The 22,214-nt window shown below is 71.4% G+C and carries 16 protein-coding genes and 1 pseudogene; 4 read left to right on the forward strand and 13 right to left on the reverse strand.

Annotated features, from left to right (window positions below; genetic code table 11):
- Positions 1–36 precede the first annotated feature (36 nt).
- Entirely contained in the window at positions 37–528 is a 492-nt protein-coding gene (locus ACFP2V_RS15490) for a transposase (protein WP_381211611.1), read from the forward strand.
- Here the strand turns inward: ACFP2V_RS15490 and ACFP2V_RS15495 are convergent.
- The 3 genes from ACFP2V_RS15495 to ACFP2V_RS15505 form a co-directional block, all read right to left on the reverse strand.
- Positions 431–5,461, reverse strand: coding sequence for a DNA repair ATPase (locus tag ACFP2V_RS15495; protein WP_381211614.1), 5,031 nt, complete (start codon positions 5,459–5,461; stop codon positions 431–433). The two genes, ACFP2V_RS15490 and ACFP2V_RS15495, sit on opposite strands and share 98 nt — an antisense overlap.
- A 72-nt stretch (positions 5,462–5,533) precedes the next feature.
- Positions 5,534–7,579: a flotillin family protein gene (locus ACFP2V_RS15500; RefSeq protein WP_381211617.1), complete on the reverse strand. Its 2,046-nt coding sequence runs from the start codon at positions 7,577–7,579 to the stop codon at positions 5,534–5,536.
- 273 nt (positions 7,580–7,852) lie between these two features.
- Positions 7,853–8,233, reverse strand: a complete 381-nt coding sequence (locus ACFP2V_RS15505; RefSeq protein WP_381211620.1) for a hypothetical protein — start codon at positions 8,231–8,233, stop codon at positions 7,853–7,855.
- Between the two features lie 267 nt (positions 8,234–8,500).
- Here ACFP2V_RS15505 and ACFP2V_RS15510 point away from each other — a divergent pair, with 267 nt between their 5' ends.
- Entirely contained in the window at positions 8,501–9,586 is a 1,086-nt protein-coding gene (locus ACFP2V_RS15510; protein WP_381211623.1) for a PucR family transcriptional regulator, read from the forward strand.
- Between the two features lie 69 nt (positions 9,587–9,655).
- Here ACFP2V_RS15510 and ACFP2V_RS15515 read toward each other — a convergent pair whose 3' ends face one another.
- Positions 9,656–9,952 (reverse strand): DUF6299 family protein, encoded by a 297-nt coding sequence (locus ACFP2V_RS15515; protein WP_381211626.1) that lies wholly within the window; start codon positions 9,950–9,952, stop codon positions 9,656–9,658.
- A 153-nt stretch (positions 9,953–10,105) separates the two neighbouring features.
- Here ACFP2V_RS15515 and ACFP2V_RS15520 point away from each other — a divergent pair, with 153 nt between their 5' ends.
- Positions 10,106–10,918, forward strand: coding sequence for a PaaX family transcriptional regulator (locus tag ACFP2V_RS15520; RefSeq protein WP_381211629.1), 813 nt, complete (start codon positions 10,106–10,108; stop codon positions 10,916–10,918).
- A 284-nt stretch (positions 10,919–11,202) separates the two neighbouring features.
- On the forward strand, positions 11,203–11,652 hold the full coding sequence (locus ACFP2V_RS15525) for an ATP-binding protein (protein WP_381211632.1): 450 nt from the start codon (positions 11,203–11,205) through the stop codon (positions 11,650–11,652).
- A 29-nt stretch (positions 11,653–11,681) separates the two neighbouring features.
- Here the strand turns inward: ACFP2V_RS15525 and argF are convergent, their stop codons facing one another.
- The 9 genes and pseudogenes from argF to ACFP2V_RS15570 all read right to left on the reverse strand — a co-directional run bounded on the left by argF (position 11,682) and on the right by ACFP2V_RS15570 (position 22,020).
- The gene (argF, locus tag ACFP2V_RS15530) at positions 11,682–12,689 is read right to left on the reverse strand and encodes an ornithine carbamoyltransferase (RefSeq protein ID WP_381211635.1); all 1,008 of its coding nucleotides are present in this window, start codon (positions 12,687–12,689) and stop codon (positions 11,682–11,684) included.
- Positions 12,690–12,828: 139 nt separating this feature from the next.
- Positions 12,829–14,052 carry an arginine deiminase gene (locus ACFP2V_RS15535; RefSeq protein WP_381211637.1) on the reverse strand — a complete coding sequence of 408 codons (1,224 nt, stop codon included), beginning with the start codon at positions 14,050–14,052 and terminating at the stop codon, positions 12,829–12,831.
- Between the two features lie 207 nt (positions 14,053–14,259).
- A complete protein-coding gene (locus ACFP2V_RS15540; RefSeq protein ID WP_381211640.1) occupies positions 14,260–16,854 on the reverse strand; it encodes a polynucleotide kinase-phosphatase in 2,595 nt (864 codons plus the stop codon).
- Positions 16,851–18,350 carry a 3' terminal RNA ribose 2'-O-methyltransferase Hen1 gene (locus ACFP2V_RS15545; protein ID WP_381211643.1) on the reverse strand — a complete coding sequence of 500 codons (1,500 nt, stop codon included), beginning with the start codon at positions 18,348–18,350 and terminating at the stop codon, positions 16,851–16,853. Before ACFP2V_RS15545 ends, ACFP2V_RS15540 begins: the two co-directional genes overlap by 4 nt.
- A gap of 504 nt (positions 18,351–18,854) precedes the next feature.
- Positions 18,855–19,139, reverse strand: coding sequence for a hypothetical protein (locus ACFP2V_RS15550; protein WP_381211646.1), 285 nt, complete (start codon positions 19,137–19,139; stop codon positions 18,855–18,857).
- Positions 19,136–19,675, reverse strand: coding sequence for a winged helix-turn-helix domain-containing protein (locus ACFP2V_RS15555; protein WP_381211649.1), 540 nt, complete (start codon positions 19,673–19,675; stop codon positions 19,136–19,138). Before ACFP2V_RS15555 ends, ACFP2V_RS15550 begins: the two co-directional genes overlap by 4 nt.
- Before the next feature lie 49 nt (positions 19,676–19,724).
- Positions 19,725–21,500 carry a recombinase family protein gene (locus ACFP2V_RS15560; RefSeq protein WP_381211652.1) on the reverse strand — a complete coding sequence of 592 codons (1,776 nt, stop codon included), beginning with the start codon at positions 21,498–21,500 and terminating at the stop codon, positions 19,725–19,727.
- Between the two features lie 16 nt (positions 21,501–21,516).
- Positions 21,517–21,624, reverse strand: a pseudogene (locus ACFP2V_RS15565) (LLM class F420-dependent oxidoreductase); the annotation flags it as partial.
- Between the two features lie 72 nt (positions 21,625–21,696).
- A complete protein-coding gene (locus ACFP2V_RS15570; RefSeq protein ID WP_381211655.1) occupies positions 21,697–22,020 on the reverse strand; it encodes a hypothetical protein in 324 nt (107 codons plus the stop codon).
- Between the last annotated feature and the right edge of the window lie 194 nt (positions 22,021–22,214).

The raw sequence follows: 22,214 nt of genomic DNA on the forward strand, positions 1-22,214 counted from the left end.
TGATGGAGACATCGAAGACCCGAAAGGGTGCCGATCGTGGCTGCTCCCCGTCAGTACTCCGACGAACCGCGTGAGCGTGCGACGCGGATGGCGGTCGAGGCCCGGAAGGAGCCCGCCGCGCGGACTGGGGCGGTCAAGCGGATCGCCGACCTGCTCGATGTGCGTCCCGAAGCCCTGCGGACCTGGGTCGCGCGTGCCGGGGGCGAGGAGGCCGGCGTGTCCGGCACCACGGCGAGCGCGGACGCGGCCCGGCTCGCGGAGCTGAAGCGCGAGGCGAAGGAACTTCGGCGGGCGAACGCGATCCTGAAGTCCGCGGCGAGTACGGGCTTGGACGTGCCACTTGCTGCTTCCCTCGATTCCTTGCAGGACAACCTTATGGGGTCCCTGTCCGGGGTCTTCGGGGCCCCTCAGGGCCGGGCCGCGTCGTGCATCAGGACGAGTACGCGCCACCCGTGTGGACGTCCCCGCAGGCCCCATCGCGGGCCACCGGGTTGGCCACGAGCCGGCGGGGGCCGGCGGCGCGGGTGATGGCCGACTCGACGGCGGCGATGCGCTCGCCGAGGAGGGCGAGGGCGGCGACCGCGCGGGTGAGGGCGTCGTCGTCGGGGCCTCCGAGGGCGTGGGTGCGCACGTGGGCGGCCTTGACCTCGGCCCAGCGGTCGGCCTGCGCGGCGGTGAGCGTGCCGCGCAGTTCGGCGAGCTTGAGCAGGTTCGCCTCGGCGCCGGTGGTGAGGGTCTGCGCCTCGGCCGCGTAGTGGTCGTCGATGACGGCGGAGAGTTCGGCGTCGTTCATGACCGGCTGGATCCGCTGGGCGATCTTGTTCATGTTGCGGTAGGAGCCCTGGAGTCGGAACGGCGGCTCGCTGCGGGCGTCGTCGGACTGGGCGGCGGAGGCGATGTAGGCCTTGTTCACCGCGAGGACCGTGCGGCGGGCGGTGAGCAGATGGCGCAGCACGGTGAGGACGCGGTCCAGTTCGGTGGGCGCGTACGGGTGGGTGAGCCGGTCGGCGTGGGCCGTGGGGTCGCCCTCGGCGAGGCGGATCAGCAGGTCGAGGTCGCCGCGGTCGCGGCCGGCGAGCGGGGCGAGGACCGTGTTGGCAGTGAGCGCGTTCTCGGTGAAGCTGGCGGCGAAGGCGTCGTCCTTGCCGGTGAGGACGTCGCCGAGGTTCCACACGTCGGCACGGTTGGCCAGCATGTCGGGCACCCGGAAGAGGTCGCCGGACTCGGTGTAGGGGTTGCCGGCCATGCAGACGGCGAAGCGCTTGCCCCGCAGGTCGTAGGTGCGCGGCTCGCCCTCCCACACGCCCTCGACGCGGCGGGTGGCGTCGCAGAGCGGGATGAACTTCTGGAGGAGTTCGGGCGAGGTGTGCTGGATGTCGTCGAGGTGGAGGAGGGTGTTGTTGCCGGCGGCCAGCGCGAAGTTGATCTTCTCGATCTCCTGGCGGGCGGTGGCGTTCGGTGCCTCGGCCGGGTCGAGGGAGGTGACCGTGTGGCCGAGCGCCGGGCCGCTGATCTTCACCAGGACGAGGCCCAGCCGGTCGGCGACGTATTCCATGAGGGTGGTCTTGCCGTAGCCGGGCGGGGAGACGAGGAGCAGCAGGCCACCGGTGCCGGTGCGCCCCGACTCGCCGGTGGTGCCGAGCTGTTTGGCGAGGCTGTCGCCGATGAGCGGGAGGTAGACCTCGTCGACGAGGCGGTTGCGGACGAACGTCGACATCACGCGCGGGCGGTGGTCGTCCAGGCGCAGCCGGGTGCGTTCGGCGGTGACCAGGGCGGTGCGGCGGCGCTGGAAGGCGCGGAAGGCGGGGGTGTCGTGGTCCCTGAACTCCGCGGTGCGGGCGAGGAATTCGTCCAGGCGGAAGGTGAGACGCCGGTCGGTGATGCGGGGGTGGGTGCCGAGCAGGCCCTCCACGGTGACGGTGAGGGGCGCATCGGACTCGTGGCGAGGCGCCTCCGGGCAGAGTTCGGCGGCGACGGCCTCGGCGAGGTCGCCGGGGGTGAGGTGGGTGCCGGTGGCGGCGGCGTACGCGGACAGCCAGGCCACGACGAGCTGGCGGCGGGCGGTGAGATCGGCGAGGGCGGGCAGGTCCTCGTCGTAGGCCTCGGTCGCGACGGTGCGGCGGAACTTGTCGAGCAGGGTGCGGGTCTGCGCGCTGATGACGAACCCCTCGGGTCCGGTGGTGAGTTCGTCGAAGAGGTAGGCGGCGCAGGCTTCCGGGCGGGTGGTCGCGTCGGGGTACCGGTCGACGATCGTGCGGGCGAGTTCGGCGTGCAGTTCGGCGAGTGCCGGGGGTGGGCCGAAGGCGTCGCGGACGCGGGCGAGGGAGCGGGCGCGGCGGGTGAGGTCGGCGCGTTCCTCGGCGGTGGTGCCGTGGGTCCAGTGGAGCAGGGCGAGGGCGCGGGCCGCGGGTTCGTGGCGCAGGAGTCCGGCCCCTTCGTGCAGGGGCAGGAGGGCGGTGAGGAGGGCGGTGGCGTCGTGGTCGTGGACGCCGCGCTCGTATCCCTCGTCGTAGGCCTCCTCGGCGGCCCGGCGTACGAGGGCGGCGAGGTCGTCGGCGGCGTGCAGGGCGTCGGGGCCGCGGTCGTGCAGCAGGCGGGCGGCGAGGTGTTCGGCGCGGTAGACCTCGGACGACTCGGACGGCAGGTGCCGGTTCCAGTAGCGGCGGCCTTCGGCGAGGGCGGGGTCGGTGACGGGGGCTCGGTAGTCGGTGCCGGTGAGGGCGAAGGCGAGGCCGTCGCCGTGCGGGACGAGGGTGAGGTCGAGGGGCTGGGTGGTGACGGCGAAGCGGTGGCTGCCCAGGCGGATGGCGCGGCCGCCGTCGGCGTAGAGGTCGGTGCGGTCGCGCAGGGCGCGGGCGGCTTCCTGCCGGGCGGAGCGCAGGCGGCCGTCGAGTTCCTCGGCCCGGACCCGGTCGCCGAGGTCGCGCAGTTCACCGGCGGTGCGGCGGACCTTGGCGACCAGCGGGTCGGAGGCGAAGTAGGTGCTGACCTCGTCGGTGTCGGCGAGGGCGGCGGAGCGGCGGGCGATGGTCTCCAGGACGCGTTCGGCGGCGGAGGCGAGCTGTTCGGCGCGGCGGGCGCGGGCGTCGGTGAGGCTCTGTTTGCGTGCGGCGAACGCCTCGTAGATCTCGGTGCGTTGGCCGGCGAGTTCGCCGAGCACGTCGTCGAACTCGGCGAAGCGGGACTCCAGGGTCTCCAGCTGGGCGAGGACGCGGGTCAGTTGTTCGTCGCAGGACTCGGGGTCGGCGGCGGCCGCGAGGGCGCCGGTCACGGTCTGTCCGAGCAGGGCGAGTTCGGCGGCGAATCCGGCACGGGCCTCCCGGTCGCGCAGGCCGCGGCGGCGGGCGTCGAGGGTGGCGCGGGCGCGGTTGACGCCGCCGAGGGCTTCGGCGACGCGTTCCAGTACGGCGGTGCGGACGGTCGCGTCGCCGATGTCGAGTCCGGCGACGACTTCGGTCACCGTCCTCAGCCCGTCGGAGAGTTCGTCCAGGCGGCCGGCGACGGGGACGGCCTCGGCGGCGGTGCCGATCTGCTCGGCGTCGGCGACGAGACGTTCGACGTCGGCGTGGTGGGCGGCGAAGGCGTCCTCGTGGGCGAGGTGGGTGACCGCGCGCCGGCCGAAGGAGTCGAGGTCGTGTCCGGCCTCGTCGGCGAGTTCGTCGATGCGGGCGTGGTCGGCGTACCGCATCTCCTTCAGGGTCAGCAGATGGCCCTGGGCGTGGCGCAGTTCGGTCAGGCCCGCGACCCAGGCGGCGGCCTCGCGGGGCTGCTCGCCGCGCAGCCGGCGCACCACGGAGCCGATGCGGGCGGCCGCCTCGTCGAGCGCGGCGGCGGCGCGGCGGCCGAGGTCGCGTACGGTCTCGAACTCGGCCAGGACCTGTTCGGCGGTGGTGCGCACCTCCTCCAACGGTCCGCGCAGGTCGCCGAGTTCGGGGTCGCCGAGCCAGTGGTGGGCGTCGGCCGTGCGGACGCAGGCGGCGGCCAGGGCCTCGTACACCTCGGTCGTCGGGGTGGTCTCGGTGACGGAGCGGACCAGGGAGAGGCAGTCGGAGATGCCGCGGACGAGGTCGGCGTTGCCGACCCGGTCGAGGGGTCCGTCGCCGACGGGCCGGCCCGCGGCGTGGGTGTCGGAGACGTAGGGCGAGTGCCAGAGCTGGAGCGGGTGGACGCGGGCGGGTTCGTCGCCGTCGGGCCGCAGCAGGGTCAGCGCGCCGTCGTCGGACAGCGCCCAGCCGTGGCAGCTCAGCGGTGCGGCGACCTCCTTGCGGATCACGTTGTACGACAGGAGCAGGGCGCGGCCCCGGCCGGGTGCGTGGAAGGCGTACAGCACGTCCTCGCCGTTGGGCGAGCGCACCTCGCGCTCGAACTCCATGCCGGTCGTGTCGAGTCCGTACGTCTTGTGGGTGCCGGCGGCCAGGCAGTAGCCGCCGGGGAAGACGATGCCCTGGTCCTCGGGCAGGCGCCGGCAGCCCTGTCCGATGCCGTCGAGGCGGACGACGGTACGGGTGAGGGTGTCGAAGACGAGGTGGCGGTGCGCGGTCTCCTTGTAGGGCAGGACGCGCAGCAGGATCAGGGCGCCGACGCGGGCGTAGGAGATCTCGGCGTCGGCGAGGGCCTGGAGCGGCTCGTCGACCGGTTCGGTGTGGATGCCGTCGGGGGTTTCGGTGTCGCTGTCCGTCCTGACGGTGAGGGTGCCGCCGAGGGTGTCGACGAAGACCTCGCCCTGGACGGAGACGTGCGGGTGCCGGCCGAGGACGTGGTCCTCGCGGGTGGTGCGGGTCCATTCGATGTCCGGGGCCGGGGTGCGCGCGTGGTCGCGGTCACCGCGCGCGTCGAGGAAGACCGCCTGGCCGTCCTCGGAGACCGACCAGCGCAGGACGCGGATGTCGCCGGCCTTCTCGCCGGTCTGGAACACGGCGAGGAGCCTGCCGTCGACGCGGCGCAGCCGCAGCAGGCGGGCCTGGCGGTAGTAGCGGTGCAGGGCGGCGAACTCCCGTACGAAGGCGGGGTCGTCGAGGAGTCCGGGCACGGCGTCGTCGGGCAGCCGGTTCAGGTCGCGGTCGTGGGCGGCGAGGACGTCGCCGACGGCGGTGTCCGTCTCCGGGCGGGGCTGGGCACCGTAGCCGAAGAGGAGCACGTCGCCCACGGCGACGATGTCGCGGGGCACGCTGGCGCGGTCGGTGCGCAGCCGTTCGGTGCCGGTGAGGCGCAGCTCGGCGGAGCCGAAGGTGTCGATCCGGAGCCGGTTCAACGCCTCGGTGCGCCGCGCGAGTTCGGCGGCCCGCGCGGTCAGGCGGTCGCGCAGCACCTGGTAGGCGCCGCCGTCGACCGTCTCGTGGACGCCGGTGCCTGCGCCCGCGCCTGCCGGGTCGTGCGCGCCCGCGGCGGACTCCTGGTGGGTGCCCGTGCCGGGCGTCTCGTGGGTGCCCGTGCCGGGCGTCTCGTGGGTGCCGGTGGTCATGGCTGCCTCTCGAACGGGAGTGGCCGGGGAGCCGCCGTCCCCTGTGCGGCGGCTCCCCGACCGGGGGGGTGATCAGGCCCTGGCGTGGCCGTTCAACACGGCCAGCGGTGTGTCAGCGAGGCCCAACTCCCCAGCTTTTTCGATCAGTTGCTTGATCTGACCGGTGTTCTCGCCGCCCGACTTCATCAGCTTCATGAGCAGCGCGGACACCGTCAGGTGCTGCACGTCGGCGCTCGACACGGAGCCCAGGATGCGGCTCAGGTCGTCGGTGAAGCTCCCCGAACCGTCCAGCCACGGCCCGGCGAGGGCCTGGGCGGTACCGGAGTGCTGGACGAACCCGTCGACGCTCTTGCCGAGCGAGATCGACGACATCAGCCGGTCGAAGAACACGGACTCCCCGCCGACGATGCTGATGTCGGCGCTCTCCAGACCGGTCGCGAGCACCGTGGCCTGCGCCTCGGCGACCTGCCGCTGCACCTCGAGCCCGGCGAGCCGTACGTCCTTCTCCGCCTCCAGACGCAGCCGGTACTCCTCGTGCCCGCGGGACGCCTCGTCCAGCGCGGCCATCGCCGCCGCCTTCTCGGTGAGACCGGCGGCCTCCGCCCTGAGCCTGCCGCTGATGCCCTCCGCGTCGGCGAGCGCCTTGGCCCGCGCACCCTCGGCCTCGGCACGCATCCGGGCCTCGGCCACCTCGGCCTCGGCACGGCCGGCCTTCTCGATGACCTCGGCCTCCTTGTCACGGACCTGCACGGCGGCGAGGCCCTCGGCGGCGGCCTCGGCCTGGATGCCCTCGGCCATCCGCAGCTTGGCCTGGGCGTCGAGCTCGGCGGTCTTCAGCCGGGCCTCCGCCAGGGTCAGTTCCTCGGCGGCACGGTGCGTGGCGGACACCTCGGCGGCCTCCGCGGCCTTGATGTCCTTGACCAGCTTCTCCTGCGCCTCGGCCTCGGCGGCGATGATGACGGCCTGCCGCTCCCGCTCCGCCTCCTCCACGGCCCGCAGCCTCTTGATCGACTCCTCCTGCTCGGCGACCGTGCGGTCCACCGCGACCCGCTCCCGGACGACCTCGGCGATGTCGCGCTTCTCCGCCTCGACCTCCTTGTCGGCGGCGATCCGGGTCAGCTCGGTCTCCCGCTCGCGGGCGATGACCTCGAGCATCCGGTCCTTCTCGATGCGCTCGCTCTCCACGGCGATGACCCGCTCGCGGTTCTTGGCGGCGACGGCGACCTCACGGGCCTGGTTCTCGCGCTGCACTCCGAGCTGTTCCTCGGTGCGCAGGAAGGCGCTCTGCGCACGCAGCCGCTCCTCCTCCATCACCCGGGCCGTCTCGGCCTCCTCGCGGGCCCGTACGGTCTCTATCTCCCGGCGCTGCTTGATCTCGGCGTCGGTCTGCCGGCGCTCCAGCTCGAGGATCGCCTCGCGCGCGTCGACGTTCTGCCGGGTGATCTCCTTCTCCTCACTGCGCTGGGCCTCGTTGGTGCGGACGTGCTCCACGGCCGTCAGCTCGGTGATCTTGCGGATGCCCTGCGCGTCGAGGACGTTGCCCGGGTCGAGCTGGGCGAGCGGCGTCTGCTCCAGGAAGTCGATCGCCGCGTCCTCGAGGTGGTAGCCGTTCAGGTCGATACCGATGACCTCGATGATCCGGTACCGCAGTTCCTCGCGCTTGGTGTACAGGTCGGTGAAGTCCAGCTGCTTGCCGACGGTCTTCAGCGCCTCGGAGAACTTCGCGTGGAACAGCTCCTGCAGCGTGTTCCGGTCGCTGGCCCGCGCGGTGCCGACGGCCTGCGCCACCTTGATGACGTCTTCCACGGTCTTGTTGACCTTGACGAAGAAGGTGATGCGGATATCCGCGCGGATGTTGTCCTGGCAGATCAGGCCTTCCTTGCCGGCCCGGGTGATCTCGATGGTCTTCACCGAGATGTCCATCACCTCGGCCTTGTGCAGCACCGGCAGCACGACCTGACCGGTGAAGGTCACGTCGACCTTGCGGACCTTGGAGACGATGAGCGCCTTGCCCTGTTCCACCTTGCGGAACAGCTTGGACATGATGAACAGCACGACGAGTGCGAGGAGAAGGCAGACGCCGACGAGCACGGCGATGCCCACGGTGGCAGCATCCATGGGATACGTCCTTCGGAACTGGGTGACGGACGGAAGTGACAGGTCGGCGCCGGGCGCCGGAACGTGGGGCGGGCGGGGCCGCCCCCACGCCGCTCGGCCCGGACGGCTCGGTGGCGGCGTGGTGGTGACGTGGTGGTGACGTGGCCTACGAAGTGATGGCTGTGTGGCGGTGGTTCGGTGGTGCGGCACGCGTGGCCCGCACGGGAGCCGCGCGCCGGCTCCGCCACGAGACACGCCGGGTGAACCGCCCCGGTTCCCGCCTGACCCGCGGAACTACCGGGACGGCCCGGGTTCGTCGGGCAACAGGCGGTGCAGCGGACGCACGAAGAAGCGGGTGAGCCGCCAGGCCGCGAGCAGGGCTCCGACCAGGGCCGGCAGGCGCAGCAGTCCGGCGCCGGGCCCGCGGGGGACGTACGCGTCGAGCAGCACGGTCACACCGGTGGCGAGCAGCCAGGCGAACAGGGTCAGCAGGGAGAGCGCGAGGGCTACCGGCACCCCGCCCATTCCCCAGGCGTCCAGATCCGCGTCCGAGTCGAAGGCCTGCGGTGTGGTGACACCGACGGCCACCAGCAGCCAGAAGCCGGCCGCCACGACGAGGGCGGCGGTGAGCAGAAGCGTGGGCAGACCCGTGGCGGCCTCCGCGATCATGTACATCCCCGGCCACCCCTTTCCCGATCCCCGCGTCCCGCGTTCCGCGTCCTTCCGACGGCTTGCGCCGACGACCGCACCGGCCCTCGACGGTTCCGGTGCCCCGCACCTGCCGGTGCCAGGCATCGGAACCGTCCGCGGCGCTCCCCGCGGACCATGATGCCCGGCCGACTACCGCCCCCGCATTGCCGGGTTCCGGCAATGTTCACTAGGGTCTGCATGCCGGGTGTGGATCAAATCGCGCGTCAGGACGGCGTCAAGAGTGCATCAAGGATGCGTCAGGATTCGGGGAGCGGCGTGGTGGAGCGGGAGTTTTCCAAGGAGTATCTCGAAGGTTATGCCCGGATCCTGGAGGAGGTCGCGGCCACGGGCCGGCGCCTGTCCCGCGACGAACTGGCCTCCCGCCGGAACCTGGGAGAACGGGCCGCGGAGGCGGGCTTCGGACTGCGCGCCCTGGTCCGCACCCACCTGATCGCCGCGCGTGACGCCTGGCCGCGCGGCCAGGACGACTCGGCCGAGGAGGCGCTCGCCGCCGTACAGCAGGCGGTGGACGCGTTCGCCGAGGGCTACGAGCGGGCGCAGCGGCTGGCTGTCCGGCAGGAGGAGGCGGCCCGGCGGGAGTTCATCGACGACCTCCTCTACGGCCGCAGCGACCTCGGCCGGCTCGCCGAGCGCGCCGAACGCTTCGGCCTGCGGCTCTCCCATGAGCACGCGGTCGCCGTCGCCCGGGGCCCCGTCGCCTACGACGAGGGGGACGCCGTGCCGCGACAGGTGGAGCAGGCCCTCATCTCCCGGTTCGGCGACCGCAGCATCCTGCTCACCACCAAGGACGGGCGGCTGCTGTGCGTCGCGCCGGGACACCAGGGCGAGGTGCTCACGTACTTCGCCAAACAGGCGCACGCCGCCACCGACGGCGGCCAGGTCGCCATCGGCCGCCCACAGTCCGGACCCGGCGGGGTCGTCCAGTCGTACGAAGAGGCTCTGAGCACGCTGGAGATAGCCGAACGGCTGGGGCTGGACGAGCCGGTGCTGCGCGCCGCCGAGCTGCTCGTCTACCCCGTCCTCGCCCGCGACCGCCAGGCCATGGCCGACCTGGTCCACAACACCCTCGGTCCGCTCACCACGGCCCGGGGCGGCGCCGAGCCGCTCCTCGACACGCTCACCGCGTACTTCGAATCGGGCTGCGTGGCGGCGGAGGCGGCCCGCCGGCTCTCACTGAGCGTGCGTGCCCTGACGTACCGTCTGGAACGCATCCACAAGCTCACCGGCGCCAACCCGGCCGACCCCGACCACCGTTACATGCTCCAGACCGCGGTCATCGGCGCCCGTCTGCTGGCCTGGCCGGCCGAGCAGCTCTGATCCGGGGACCGGCGGACAGGCCGGTCCGGTCCGGGCCGGCCGAACGGCAGGCGGGCGGGCGCCCCTCGTTCAGCTGCGGACCAGGGTGACCTCCTGCCGGTGGACCGCGTGGAGCGCGGTCAGCAGAAGGCCGTCGACCGAACGCAGTTCGGTGAGGGTGGCCTCGATGTCGGCGGCACCGGCCTCCAGGGCGTCGGAGGGGGCCCTTCCGGTGTTCTCCCAGCTGTGGGTCTCGCCGTCGCACACCGCCGGGGTGCCGCCGACGCCGTACCGCGTGCGGGCGGCACCCCGGTGGACGGAGGAGCCGACGAGGACCGGCCCGGAGGCGTCCAGGCAGCGGTACGTGCCGAAGACCGCGCGGCACACCCGCCACCTCCAACCTGTCCTACGCGACCGGCCTGCGCCCCGGACGTCTCACCGGCCCGTCTCCCCCGTACCGGAACCTCCTTGTCCGGTACGGGAGATGACCAGGCGTGATGCCGATGCCCGGGGGGAGGGCGCCGATCGGCACGACCTAAGATGATCAACGTGTCCGACCAGCCTGCCCCACGGTCTCTCATCGTCACGCTCTACGGCGCATACGGCCGCTTCGTGCCGGGCCCCGTGCCCGTCGCCGAGCTGATCCGGCTGCTGGCCGCGGTCGGCGTCGACGCTCCCGCCGTGCGTTCCTCGGTGTCCCGGCTCAAGCGGCGCGGGCTGCTCCTGCCGGCCCGCACCGCCCAGGGCACGGCCGGCTACGAACTGTCGCCGGACGCCCGGCGGTTGCTGGACGACAGCGACCGCCGCGTCCACGCCGCCGCGAGCCCCGGGGACGAGGGCTGGGTGCTCGCCGTGTTCTCCGTGCCGGAGTCCGAGCGGCAGAAGCGCCACATCCTGCGTTCCCGCCTGTCCGGCCTCGGCTTCGGCACCGCCGCCCCAGGTGTGTGGATCGCGCCGGCCCGGCTGTACGAGGAGACCAGGCACACCCTGGAACGGCTGGGGCTGGACGGTTACGTCGATCTCTTCCGCGGCGAGCACCTCGGGTTCACGCCCACCGCCGAGGTGGTCGCCCGCTGGTGGGACCTGGCCGGGATCGCCGAGGAGCACGAGGCGTTCCTGGAGCGTCACGCGCACGTGCTGGACGCCTGGCGGCAGCGTGAGGACACCCCGCCCGAGGAGGCGTACTGCGACTACCTCCTCGCCCTCGACTCCTGGCGCCACCTCCCCTACACCGACCCCGGGCTGCCTCCTGGGCTACTCCCCGAGGGCTGGCCGGGAATCCGCTCGGCGAACGTCTTCCGCGGCCTGCACACACGCCTGCGGGACGCGGGGGCGGTCTTCGCCGGCCTGTGACACGTGCCACGTGACACGTGTCGCGTGACCCGCGGCTCGCGGCTCGCGGCTCGCGAAGCTTCCTTCCGCTGCCGCCATCACTCATCCGTGACCACCGTCGTGATTGCGCTACAGGCGACCTGGGCATGATCGATGCGATGGGCTCCGGGGTCTGTCCGGCGGGCCGGGAGGCCCTGACGAGCGCAGCCCCCGATTTCGTGACGTCCGTCACGGATCGGCGACACCCCATGGGCGTGACGCCGTACCATTGAGTAATTGAAAGTAGGAACGCCTGCCTGCTCTCCATGATCGGATCCAGCGTGTACGAACCCTCGACCTCCGCCTCCTGGCGCGTCGCACTGCCGCACACCACCGCGGCCGTGCCCGTCGCCCGTGCGCTGGTCCGTACCGCGCTGGCCGAGCGGCAGCACGCCGCGGACTGTGACACGGCGGAGCTGCTCACCGCCGAGCTGGTGGCCAACGCCGTGGAGCACACCTCCGGGGGCAAGCCCATCGAGCTGGTGGTGGAGCTGCTGCCCACCGGGTGCCAGGTCGAGGTGCACGACGCCGATCCGAAGCCGCCCGGCGATCTGACCCGCCCGACCCGCGGCGAGCCGGACCCCTGGCAGGAGCACGGGCGCGGGCTGCTGCTGATCCGCACCCTGAGTTCGTCGTGCGGGCACCGCCCGACCGAGTCCGGCAAAGCCGTGTGGTTCCGGTTGCCGGCGGTGCCGCGCCAGCGCCGCCCCGGCTGAGCGGACCGGCCGGGGCCTCCTCCGCCGGCTCAGGCCAGGGTCGCCACGAGGACCGCCTTGATCGTGTGCATCCGGTTCTCCGCCTCGTCGAAGACGACCGAGTGGGCCGACTCGAACACCTCGTCGGTCACCTCCAGCGACTCCAGTCCGTGCTTCTCGTACACCTCACGGCCGACCTGCGTCCCCAGGTCGTGGAAGGCCGGCAGGCAGTGCAGGAAGCGGACGTCCGGGTTGCCGGTGGCCCGCAGCACGTCCATGGTCACCGCGTACGGCGCGAGGGCGGCGATCCGCTCGTCCCAGGCCTCCTGGGGCTCCCCCATCGAGACCCAGACGTCGGTGACGACGAAGTCCGCGCCCGCGACCCCCTCGGCGATCTCCTCGGTGAGCGTGATGCGGGCCCCACTGGACTCCGCGAGCGCGCGCGCCCGGTCGACGACCTCCTGGGCGGGCCAGTACGTCTTCGGGGCGACGATACGGACGTCCATGCCCAGCAGGGCCGCGGTGACGAGGTAGGAGTTGCCCATGTTGAAGCGGGCGTCGCCGAGATAGGCGAAGGAGATCTCCGTGACCGGCTTGGCGCTGTGCTCGGTCATGGTGAGCACGTCGGCGAGCATCTGGGTGGGGTGCCAGTCGTCGGTCAGACCGTTGTAGACGGGCACTCCCGCGTACTCGGCGAGGGTCTCGACGGTGGCCTGGGAGTCGCCCCGGAACTCGATCGCGTCGAACATCCGGCCGAGCACCCGCGCGGTGTCCTTCGCGGACTCCTTCTTCCCGATGTGCGAGCCGCTCGGGTCGATGTACGTCGTGGAGGCGCCCTGGTCGGCGGCGGCGACCTCGAAGGAGCAGCGGGTGCGCGTCGAGGGCTTCTCGAAGATCAGCGCGATGTTCCTGCCCTGGAGGTACCGGGTCTCGGTACCGGCCTTCTTGGCGGCCTTCAGCTCCGCGGCCAGGTCGAGCAGGCCGAGGAACTCCTGCGCGGTGAAGTCCACCTCCTTGAGGAAGTGGCGGCCGGCGAGGGCGGTCGGGACTGTCGCCATGGGGCGCTCCAGAGGTGCAGGTACAGGGACGAATGTAACTGTATACGAGTATCAGAATTTCTATGCAAGCTGGTGGTGGCGGTGAGGAGACGGGCGCGCGCGTACGCCCGGCCACGGCCTCGCTCTAGACCGCGGCCCTCTAGACCGCGTCCCTCTCGACCGGGCAACTCATGCAGCGCGGTCCGCCCCTGCCCCGGCCCAGCTCGCTGCCGGGGATCTCGATCACCTCGATGCCCTGCTTGCGCAGATGCGTGTTGGTGGTGGCGTTCCGCTCGTAGGCGACGACGACGCCCGGCTCGACGGCCAGGACGTTGCAGCCGTCGTCCCACTGCTCGCGCTCGGCGGCGTGGACGTCCTGGGTCGCGGTCAGCACCCGGATCTCGCTGAGCCCCAGCGCGGCGGCGATCGCGCGGTGCATGTGCTCCGGCGGATGGTCGGTGACCTTCAGTTCCTTGTCCCCCGAGCCGGGTTCGATGGTGTACGAACGGAGCATGCCGAGGCCCGCGTACTGGGTGAAGGTGTCGCCGTCGACCATCGTCATCACCGTGTCCAGGTGCATCACGGCACGCCTCTTCGGCATGTCGAGGGCCACGATGGTCTCGGCGGACCCGGCGGCGAACAACTTGTGCGCGAGCATCTCCACGGCCTGCGGGGTGGTCCGCTCGCTCATGCCGATCAGTACCGCGCCGTTGCCGATGACCAGGACGTCCCCGCCCTCGATGGTGGACGGGTAGTCGGCCTGTCCCTCGGACCAGAGGTGGAAGCCCTCGTCGCGGAACAGCGGGTGGTGCCGGTAGATCGCCTCGAAGTGCACGGTCTCGCGCTGCCGGGCGGGCCACCGCATGGCGTTGATGGAGACACCGTCGTAGATCCAGGCGGAGGTGTCGCGGGTGAAGAGATGGTTGGGCAGCGGGCGGAGCAGGAAGTCGTCGAGTTCCATGGCGTGGAAGCGCACGGACGTCGGTTCCGGGTGGACGTCCAGGAACTCCCGCTTGGTCATCCCGCCGACCAGCGCCTCGGTCAGTTCGGCCGACGGCAGTGTCTCGAAGGCCGCGCGCAGGTGGTCGGTGGCCAGCGGGCCGTACTCCTTCTCGTCGAAGACACGGTCCAGGACGAGCGAGCGGGCCGCCGGGACGTCCAGCGTGGAGGCGAGCAGGTCACCGAAGAGGTGGACGGCGACCCCCCGGTCGCGCAGGACGTCGGCGAACCCGTCGTGCTCGGCGCGCGCCCGGCGCACCCAGAGCACGTCGTCGAACAGCAGGGCGTCCTTGTTGCTGGGGGTGAGCCTTTTGAGCTCGAGATCGGGCCGGTGCAGGATGACACGGCGCAGCCGTCCGGCCTCGGAGTCGACGTGGTAGGTCATGACTCCATCCTGACCACCCGAGGGGAGATTCACCCCTCCGCGGACGGGTCGGACATCGGCCTCGGGCCGGCCGGTCGGGGCAGCCGGGACGGCCCGGCCGGAGGGTCGGGGCAGCCGGGACCCTCCAACCGGCCGGCCCGGCCAGCCGGGGCGGCCCGGGCGGGGAGATCCGCCCGGGCCGGCAAGGTCGCCGTACGCGTCCGTCCGCTACAGCCGCGGGTCGACGGGCTCCGACTCCAGGGCCAGGACGCCGAAGACGGCCTCGTGGACCCGCCACAGGGGTTCGCCGTCGGCGAGGCGGTCCAGGGCCTCCAGGCCGAGGGCGTACTCGCGGATCGCCAGGGACCGCTTGTGGCCGAGTGAGCGGCCGCGCAGCCGGGCCAGGTTGTCGGGGCGCGTGTACTCGGGGCCGTAGATGATCCGCAGGTACTCGCGGCCCCGGCACTTGATGCCGGGCTGCACCAGGCGGCCCTGCCGGTCGCGGGCCAGGGCCTCGACCGGCTTGACGACCATGCCCTCGCCGCCGCGCCCGGTCATCTCCAGCCACCAGTCCACGCCCGCCCGTACCGACTCGGGGTCGGCGGGGTCGACGTACAGGCGCCGGGTGGTCTGCAGCAGGCCCGTGGCGTCGTGCTCGATCATGCGGTCCAGCAGGGCGAGCTGCTCGTCGTGCGGCAGCCCCGCGAGGCTGCGGCCCTGGACCGCGAGGATCTGGAAGGGGGCCAGGCGTACGCCGTCCAGCCGGTCGGTGGTCCAGCAGTAACGGCGGTACGCCCGCGTGAACGCTTCGGCCGCGTCGGCCCGTTCGCGCTGGCGCTCCAGCAGGCCCCCCACCTCGACGCCCCGGGCGGCGGCGCTCTCCAGGGCCGCCAGCGCGCCCGGGAACACCGCGCCACTGGCGGCGCCCACGGCGGCGTACTGGGAGCGCAGCAGCCCGGACGCCTTCAGCGACCACGGCATCACCTCCGCGTCCACCAGCAGCCATGCGGTCCCGAGGGTGTCCCACAGCCCGGCGTCGGTGATCGCCGTGCGCAGCCGGCCGAGGATCTCCTCGGTGACCGCGGTGTCGTCGAAGAACGGGCGGCCGGTGCGGGTGCAGAGCGATCCGGCCGAGCCGTCCTCGACACCGAAGTGCTCGGCGGCCGCGTCCGCGTCCCGGCAGACCAGGGCGACCGCGCGCGAGCCCATGTGCTTCTCCTCGCACACGACGCGCTCCACCCCGTCCTCCCTGTACTGGGCGAACGCCTCGGCCGGGTGCTCCAGGTAGCCGTCCAGGTGCGAGGTGGCCGTGGGGGCCATGGTCGGCGGAAGGTACGGCAGTAGGCGCGGGTCGATCGCGAAGCGGCTCATGACCTCCAGCGCGGCGGCCGCGTTCTCCTCGCGTACGGCCACCCGGCCGGCGTGCCGGGTCTCCACGGCCCGGCGGCCGTGCACGTCGGCGAGGTCCAGGGGGCGGCCGTCCTGCCCGCCGGGGGCCTCGGTGCGCAGCGGGCGGGCCGGCTCGTACCAGACCCGCTCGGCCGGTACGTCGACCAGTTCCCGCTCCGGCCAGCGCAGCGCGGTGAGCTTGCCGCCGAAGACCGCGCCGGTGTCCAGGCAGATGGTGTTGTTGAGCCAGGTGGCTTCCGGGACCGGGGTGTGGCCGTAGACGACGGCGGCACGGCCCCGGTAGTCCTCCGCCCACGGGTAGCGCACCGGCAGGCCGAACTCGTCCGTCTCGCCGGTGGTGTCGCCGTACAGCGCGTGCGAGCGGACCCGGCCGGAGGTGCGGCCGTGGTACTTCTCCGGCAGACCGGCGTGGCAGACGACGAGCCGGCCGCCGTCGAGGACGTAGTGGCTGACCAGGCCGTCGACGAACTCCCGCACCTCGGCACGGAATTCCTCGCTCTCCTTTTCCATCTGCTCGATGGTCTCGGCGAGCCCGTGGGTGTGCTGGACCTGGCGGCCCCTGAGGTACCGGCCGAACTTGTTCTCGTGGTTGCCGGGGACGCACAGCGCACTGCCCGACCTCACCATCGACATCACCCGGCGCAGCACGCCCGGACTGTCCGGGCCGCGGTCGACGAGGTCGCCGACGAAGACCGCGGTGCGGCCCTCGGGGTGCACGCCGTCGGCGTAGCCCAACGCGCCGAGCAGCGACTCCAGTTCGGCGGCACAGCCGTGGACGTCGCCGATGATGTCGAAGGGCCCGGTGAGGTGGGTGAGGTCGTTGTACCGCTTCTCGGTGACGACGGTGGCGTTCTCGACCTCCTCGACTCCGCGCAGGACGTGCACCTTGCGGAATCCCTCGCGCTCCAGGTGCCTCAGGGAGCGGCGGAGTTCGCGGATGTGCCGCTGGACGACCCGGCGGGGCAGGTCGGCGCGGTCGGCGCGGGCCGCGTTGCGCTCGACGCACACCTCCTCGGGCACGTCGAGCACGACGGCTATCGGCAGCACGTCGTACTGCCTTGCCAACTCGACCAGTTGACGCCGGGCGTCCTGCTGGACGCTGGTGGCGTCGACGACGGTGCGGCGGCCCGCGGCCAGCCGCTTGCCCGCGATGTAGTGCAGGACGTCGAAGGCGTCCTTGGAGGCGCTCTGGTCGTTCTCGTCGTCGGCGACCAGGCCGCGGCAGAAGTCGGAGGAGATGACCTCGGTGGGCTTGAAGTGGCGGCGGGCGAAGGTGGACTTGCCCGAGCCGGAGGCGCCGATCAGCACGACGAGGGAGAGGTCGGTGACGGGCAGGGCCCGGCCGCGGCTCCCGGCGGGCCGGTCTCCGGCCTGGGCTCCGGGCTGGGCTCCGGTGGTGGCCTCGCGGGTCATGCCGCCTTCGCCTCCTTCTTGTCTCCGGTCACGGACTTTTCCCCGGTCACAGACTTGTCCCCGGTCACGAACACCGCCATCTGGGTGGGCGGGCCGACCTCCGGGTCATCCGGCCCCACGGGTACGAACTCCACGTCGTAACCGTGCCGTTCGGCGACCCTGGTCGCCCAGGCGCGGAACTCCTCGCGGGTCCACTCGAAGCGGTGGTCGCCGTGCCGGGTGTGCCCGGCCGGCAGGCTCTCCCAGCGGACGTTGTACTCGACGTTCGGGGTGGTCACGAGGACCGTGCGGGGGCGGGCCGCGCCGAACACGGCGTACTCCAGGGCGGGCAGCCTCGGCAGGTCGAGATGCTCGATCACCTCGCTGAGCACGGCCGCGTCGTACCCCTTGAGCCGCTTGTCGGTGTACGACAGCGAGCCCTGGAGGAGCTTCACGCGCGCCGCCTGCCGCTCTCCCATGCGGTCCAGCTTGAGCCGCCGGGAGGCGATGGTCAACGCGCGCATCGACACGTCGACGCCGACGATCTCGGTGAAGGCCGGGTGCCGCAGCAGTTCCTGCACCAACTGGCCCTGTCCGCAGCCGAGATCGAGCACACGGGCGGCGCCGGAGGCACCGAGCGCGGTGACGATCGCGTCCCGGCGCTGCACGGCGAGCGGGGTCGGCCTCTCCTCGGCCTCTGCGTCCGCCTCGACGGCGTTGTCGATCTCCTCGACGTCGCTGTCGTCCGCCTCGGCCAGCCGGACCAGCTCGAGCCGTTCCAGCGCCTGACGGGTCAGCGACCAGCGGCGGGTGAGGTAACGGCTGGTGATCAGCTTCTGTTCCGGGTGGCCGGGCAGCCAGCCCTCGCCGGCGCGCAGCAGCTTGTCCACCTCGTCGGAGGAGACCCAGTAGTGCTTGGCGTCGTCGAGGACGGGGAGCAGCACGTAGAGGTGGCGCAGGGCCTGCGCGAGGGTGAGGGTGTCCGCCTCCAGGACCAGGCGTACGTACCGCGAGTCGCCCCACTCCGGGAACTCGGTGTCCAGGGCCACCGGGTCGGCCGTGACCGTCCAGCCGAGCGGCTCGAAGAGCCGCCCCACCAGGGCGGGGCCGCCGCGCGCGGGCAGTACGGGTATCTCGATACGCAGCGGCAGCGGCTGCCCGGGGAGCTCCGGGCGGGCCTTGCACACGCCGCGCATCGCGCTGGAGAAGACGCCGCTCAGCGCGACGGCAAGCAGCGAGGACGCCGCGTAGGGGCGGTCGTTGACGTACTGGGCGAGGGCGGCGTCGGGGGCGCCGCCGCGGCCCTTGCCCTTGCCGCGCCGGACCAGTGCCACCGCGTCCACCTCCAGCAGCAGCGCCGCCGTGCAGCGCCCGGCGTCCGCCTCGGGGTAGAGGACGTGCGCGGTGCCGTAGGACAGATGGGCCGAGAAGGGGCTTTCAGGGTGCTTATGAAGGAGGAAGCCCATGTCGGTAGCGGGGTTGGTCTTGTCACCGGTGGTCGAGATCGTCAGGAACACGTGACCGAGTATGGGTGGCGTCGGGCCCGTGCCGGTACTCGTTTATCTCGCAACAACAGCGGCCCCCCACCAGGTCGGCAGGCGTCCAGCCACAAGGGGGAGCTCCACTCCGTGGCGTAGGCCCACGACGACAGCACGACTCTCGACACCCCCCGCACCGTAACCGCACCAGAGCGACATCAGCTTCGCCGCGGGGAAGGCCCCGGTGCCGTCCTTCGAGGCCGGCAGCCGGACGTGCTCGTCGACGAGTGCGGGCAGTCCGCACCGCTCGGCCAGCCGCACCCACCGGGGCCAGCCCGCCGTAGCCGACCAGATTCGGATCATCAAACCGTGCGGAGACCCTCGCTGCGGCATGGGAAGATTGCATCTCGGAAGTGCCCTCGTGGTCGTGCGTGCCGGAAGCGTTAAGAACTCCCATCATCGCAGGTCACAGGGCACTTCCTCGTTTCCGGAGAAGCTATCCACAGGCATCAAGCCGGTGGATCCGGGTTCAATGCCACTTAGCTAAAGTTGATCATGGGGGTGGTGGTGGGGTCTGGCCGGTCGCTTGAGGTTGTCCCAGATCAGGACCACCCTGGTGCCCAGGAACCGGTGGAGGCGTCGGAGCAGAGTGGGAAAGTGGGCGGCGGTGAAGTGGCCGTCGGGACGCAGACCGAACATCAGGCGCGGGGTGCGGCCGGGACGGTAGCAACACCATCCGGCGATGGAGGTCTTCTGGTGACTGACGGGGGCGGTCAGGACGGGGGTGCGGCCGCGCGGGGCCCAGGTGGTGCGCAGGGCGGGGTTCAAGGTGGCGGCGGATTCGTCCTCGAAGACGATCCAGGCGTCGAGGCCCGCCGCGGTGCTTTTACCCGGGGCCAGGTCTGCTCGCGCCACTGCCGGACGGCCTCCTCGTCGCGTTCCGAGGCCCGGTGCTCGGGGCGTTGGCAGGTGAAGCCGATGTGGTGCAGGAACATCCACAGGGAGCCGAGGGAGGAGTACCACACCCCGGTGCTCTCGTGGATCAGTACCCGGATGCGCGGCACGGTCCAGCGTTCGGTCTGCCAGCCGTGGGCGACCGCGCCGCGCTTCAGGTCGGCCTTGAGCGTCTCGATCTGCTCCGGGCTCAGGCAGGACCGCGCCCCCGGCGGCCCGGCGGAGGCCAGAGCGGCGCGGCCGCCGTCCTGCCAGAGCCTGTGCCAGTGGTGTACCGCCTGCCGGGTCACGCCCAGGCGTCGGGCGATCTCGGCCTGCGGCACCCCCTGGTCGAACAGCTCCACAGCGGCCAACCGCCGGTCCTCCCGGCGCTGCCGCTCCTTCGACGTCAGCCCTCGGGTCGTACTCATATCTCCGGCATAGCACCCGACCAGCCGATGTCAAACCGAAGCGAAGGATTCAGTAAGCCGTTGCCGACTCGTTATCCTCCTCGTCCTTCTTCGGCTCTGCCCAGCGCACTTCGACGCGTCCGTCCGCCCGCTCAAACGCGGTCCCGCGCTTCGTCGTGGCCGCTCCGACGGTTACGGAGTCAACGAAGAGGGACAGGAACGCGCGTCGCTCGGAGACGTCCTGGCACTCCCACAGCCCTCCTTCCGCCAACGGATCGAGTTCGCCGGCAGCCGACCACTCCTCGATCGGCAGTCGCGTCGCTGACGTCGCAGCTTCCTTCAGCTCGTCGATGCGCGCCGTGCAGCGCTTCTCATGCGCTTGGTACTTCCTGATGGTGTCGCGGAAGGCTGCCTGCCCAGTCGGCCCTTCGTACAGGCCGTCCTTCCGGTCGCGGTAGAGCTCCCGCATGCTCTGCTGCACGTGCTCCAGTTGGGCCTCCTGCTCCGCGAGCTCCGCGGCTGCCTCCGGGTCCGCTCCCTGGACTGCGAAGCGCTCCGCAGCAGCCAGGAGGAGCTCGACGTCGCCCTCGTCGTCCGGATCCAGAGCGGCCACGCGCGTCCACAGTCGCCCTGCGACGACGCCATCAGCGTCCTTCATCTTGATGCGGAGGACATGCTTCGGTGCGTCGCCCACGCTGCGCCGGAGGTTGCACACATAGCTCTCGTCGGAGTTGGAGACCGTCATCCCTGCGTCACAGATGCCGCAGCGGAGAACTCCCCATGAGCCCAGGAACGTCAGCGTGCCTGCCCTGTCGAGCCTCAGCGTCCTCTTGCGGCCGTCGAGGAGTGCCTGGAGGTCGTACCACCGCTTCGGCTCCATGAAGCCCTCGTGCGGCCGTACAGGCTGCCCCTCCTCGCCGCGGAGGATCTCCCTGCGCTTCGTCTTCGGATCCACGGGGCCGATGGCGAAGCCTGCCAGCCGCGGGTCACGCAGGATGCGCCGTACGACGGTTGATGACCACTCGCAGTCCGCGGTATCGGTGTCCCCGTGCTTCCTGCGCTTCCTCGCGGCCTCTCGACGTGCCTTCGCCTCTTCCTCGTCGAGACTACCGAGCGGAGTCTTCACGCCCTTTTCGGTCAATGCGCTCGCGATGGCATTCTCCTTCGCCCCGGACTCCGCCTCGCGGATGATGAATTCCACGTTGTCGGCCGGCGTCGAGTCGGGGCCGATCTCAGCGTCGCTCGTGACTCCTGGCTTCAGCTTGCGGATGGTGATGCCGTCAACGTTGACCGGCTCCGCCTCGAATCCATACGGCACCGGACCGGAGGAGTGCGAGCCCTTCGACTTCAACTCGGCGAAGGCGTCACGGATGAACTTGGACTTGTTCTTCGACTCCTGATGCGCGAGCCCCGCGATGAGCGCGAAGAAAGCGACGCCGAAGGGATTGTCGTTGGACGTGTTGATGAAGGGCTCTTGCGTCGAGACAAGGGCTACGCCGCACTTCGCCAATTCCTGCTGGATCTTCAGTGCCTCCGCGGCTCCCTGGCGCGTCAGGCGGGAAAGCATGTAGATCACTACGACGTCGAACTTGCGGGCTCTGGCGTCTTCCATGAGCCGCTCGAATCCGGGCCTGTAGACGTTCGGGTCGTAGCCCGAGAGGCCGACGTCCGAGTAATCGGTGTCGATGTGCACCCAGTTGTCTTGGGAGTTGATGTGCGCGATGCTCTTGTCACGCTGCATCTTGGGTGATGCCTGGCTGTCGGTCTCGCTCTTGTGACTCTGCCGTTCGTAGGTCACTGCCCTGATCATGTCCTGATCCCTGTCCCCCAGGGCCACAAGCTCCATGGGTAGATACGGTACCGGATTTGAAGAAGGCGTCGAAGCCGAGATCCTCGGTGGCCTTGGCGACGGTGAGCAAGGTGTCGTAGGTGGCCCCCTGCTGGGGCTCGGTGAAGATACGGAGATCCATTCCCCCATCCTGCCTGCTCAGGCCCGGTAGGACCCGGCCGGCCCGTCGTGCCGTGTCGCGCCCGTGCCGCTCCTAGCTGATCGCCAGGAGCACGACCCACATGACGCTGGCCAGGGACGGGAGGGCGTAGACGATCACCGGTGTGGCGCGCACGCCGGCTTGCCGTGTCGCTTCTCGCGTCTCGGCGTAGTCGGGGAGCTTTGCTGCCGTTCGGGCCTGTACCGCAGTGGAGTACCGAAGGTGTCGGTGCCCTGCGTACAGCCAGACGAACGTGAGGGGGAGTCCGAACGCGGCGATCACCCGGGCCGCTGTCTGATCGGTTGTCAGTACGGTCGAGTAGGCCACGACCAGCAGGGACTGTGCGACCAGGAAGAGGTTCCCGCGTTCGTAGATCATGGAGTCTTCGTGTACTACCCACTCCCACAGACGTTGGTCGACGGCCTCATCGGCGGGTGTGCGATGCGTCTGTGGATCGTCCATGGACTGGTTCTTCCCGTCGCGGTGTCGGAACTACCGCCTCCGCGTGGTTCACCACTGCCTGGAGCGTCGGCCCGTCGTGGCGGTGATGGTGCGGTCGCCGCTGCTGCTGT

The sequence above is a fragment of the Streptomyces incanus genome, assembly GCF_042656345.1.
Taxonomy (GTDB): Bacteria; Actinomycetota; Actinomycetes; order Streptomycetales; family Streptomycetaceae; genus Streptomyces; species Streptomyces incanus.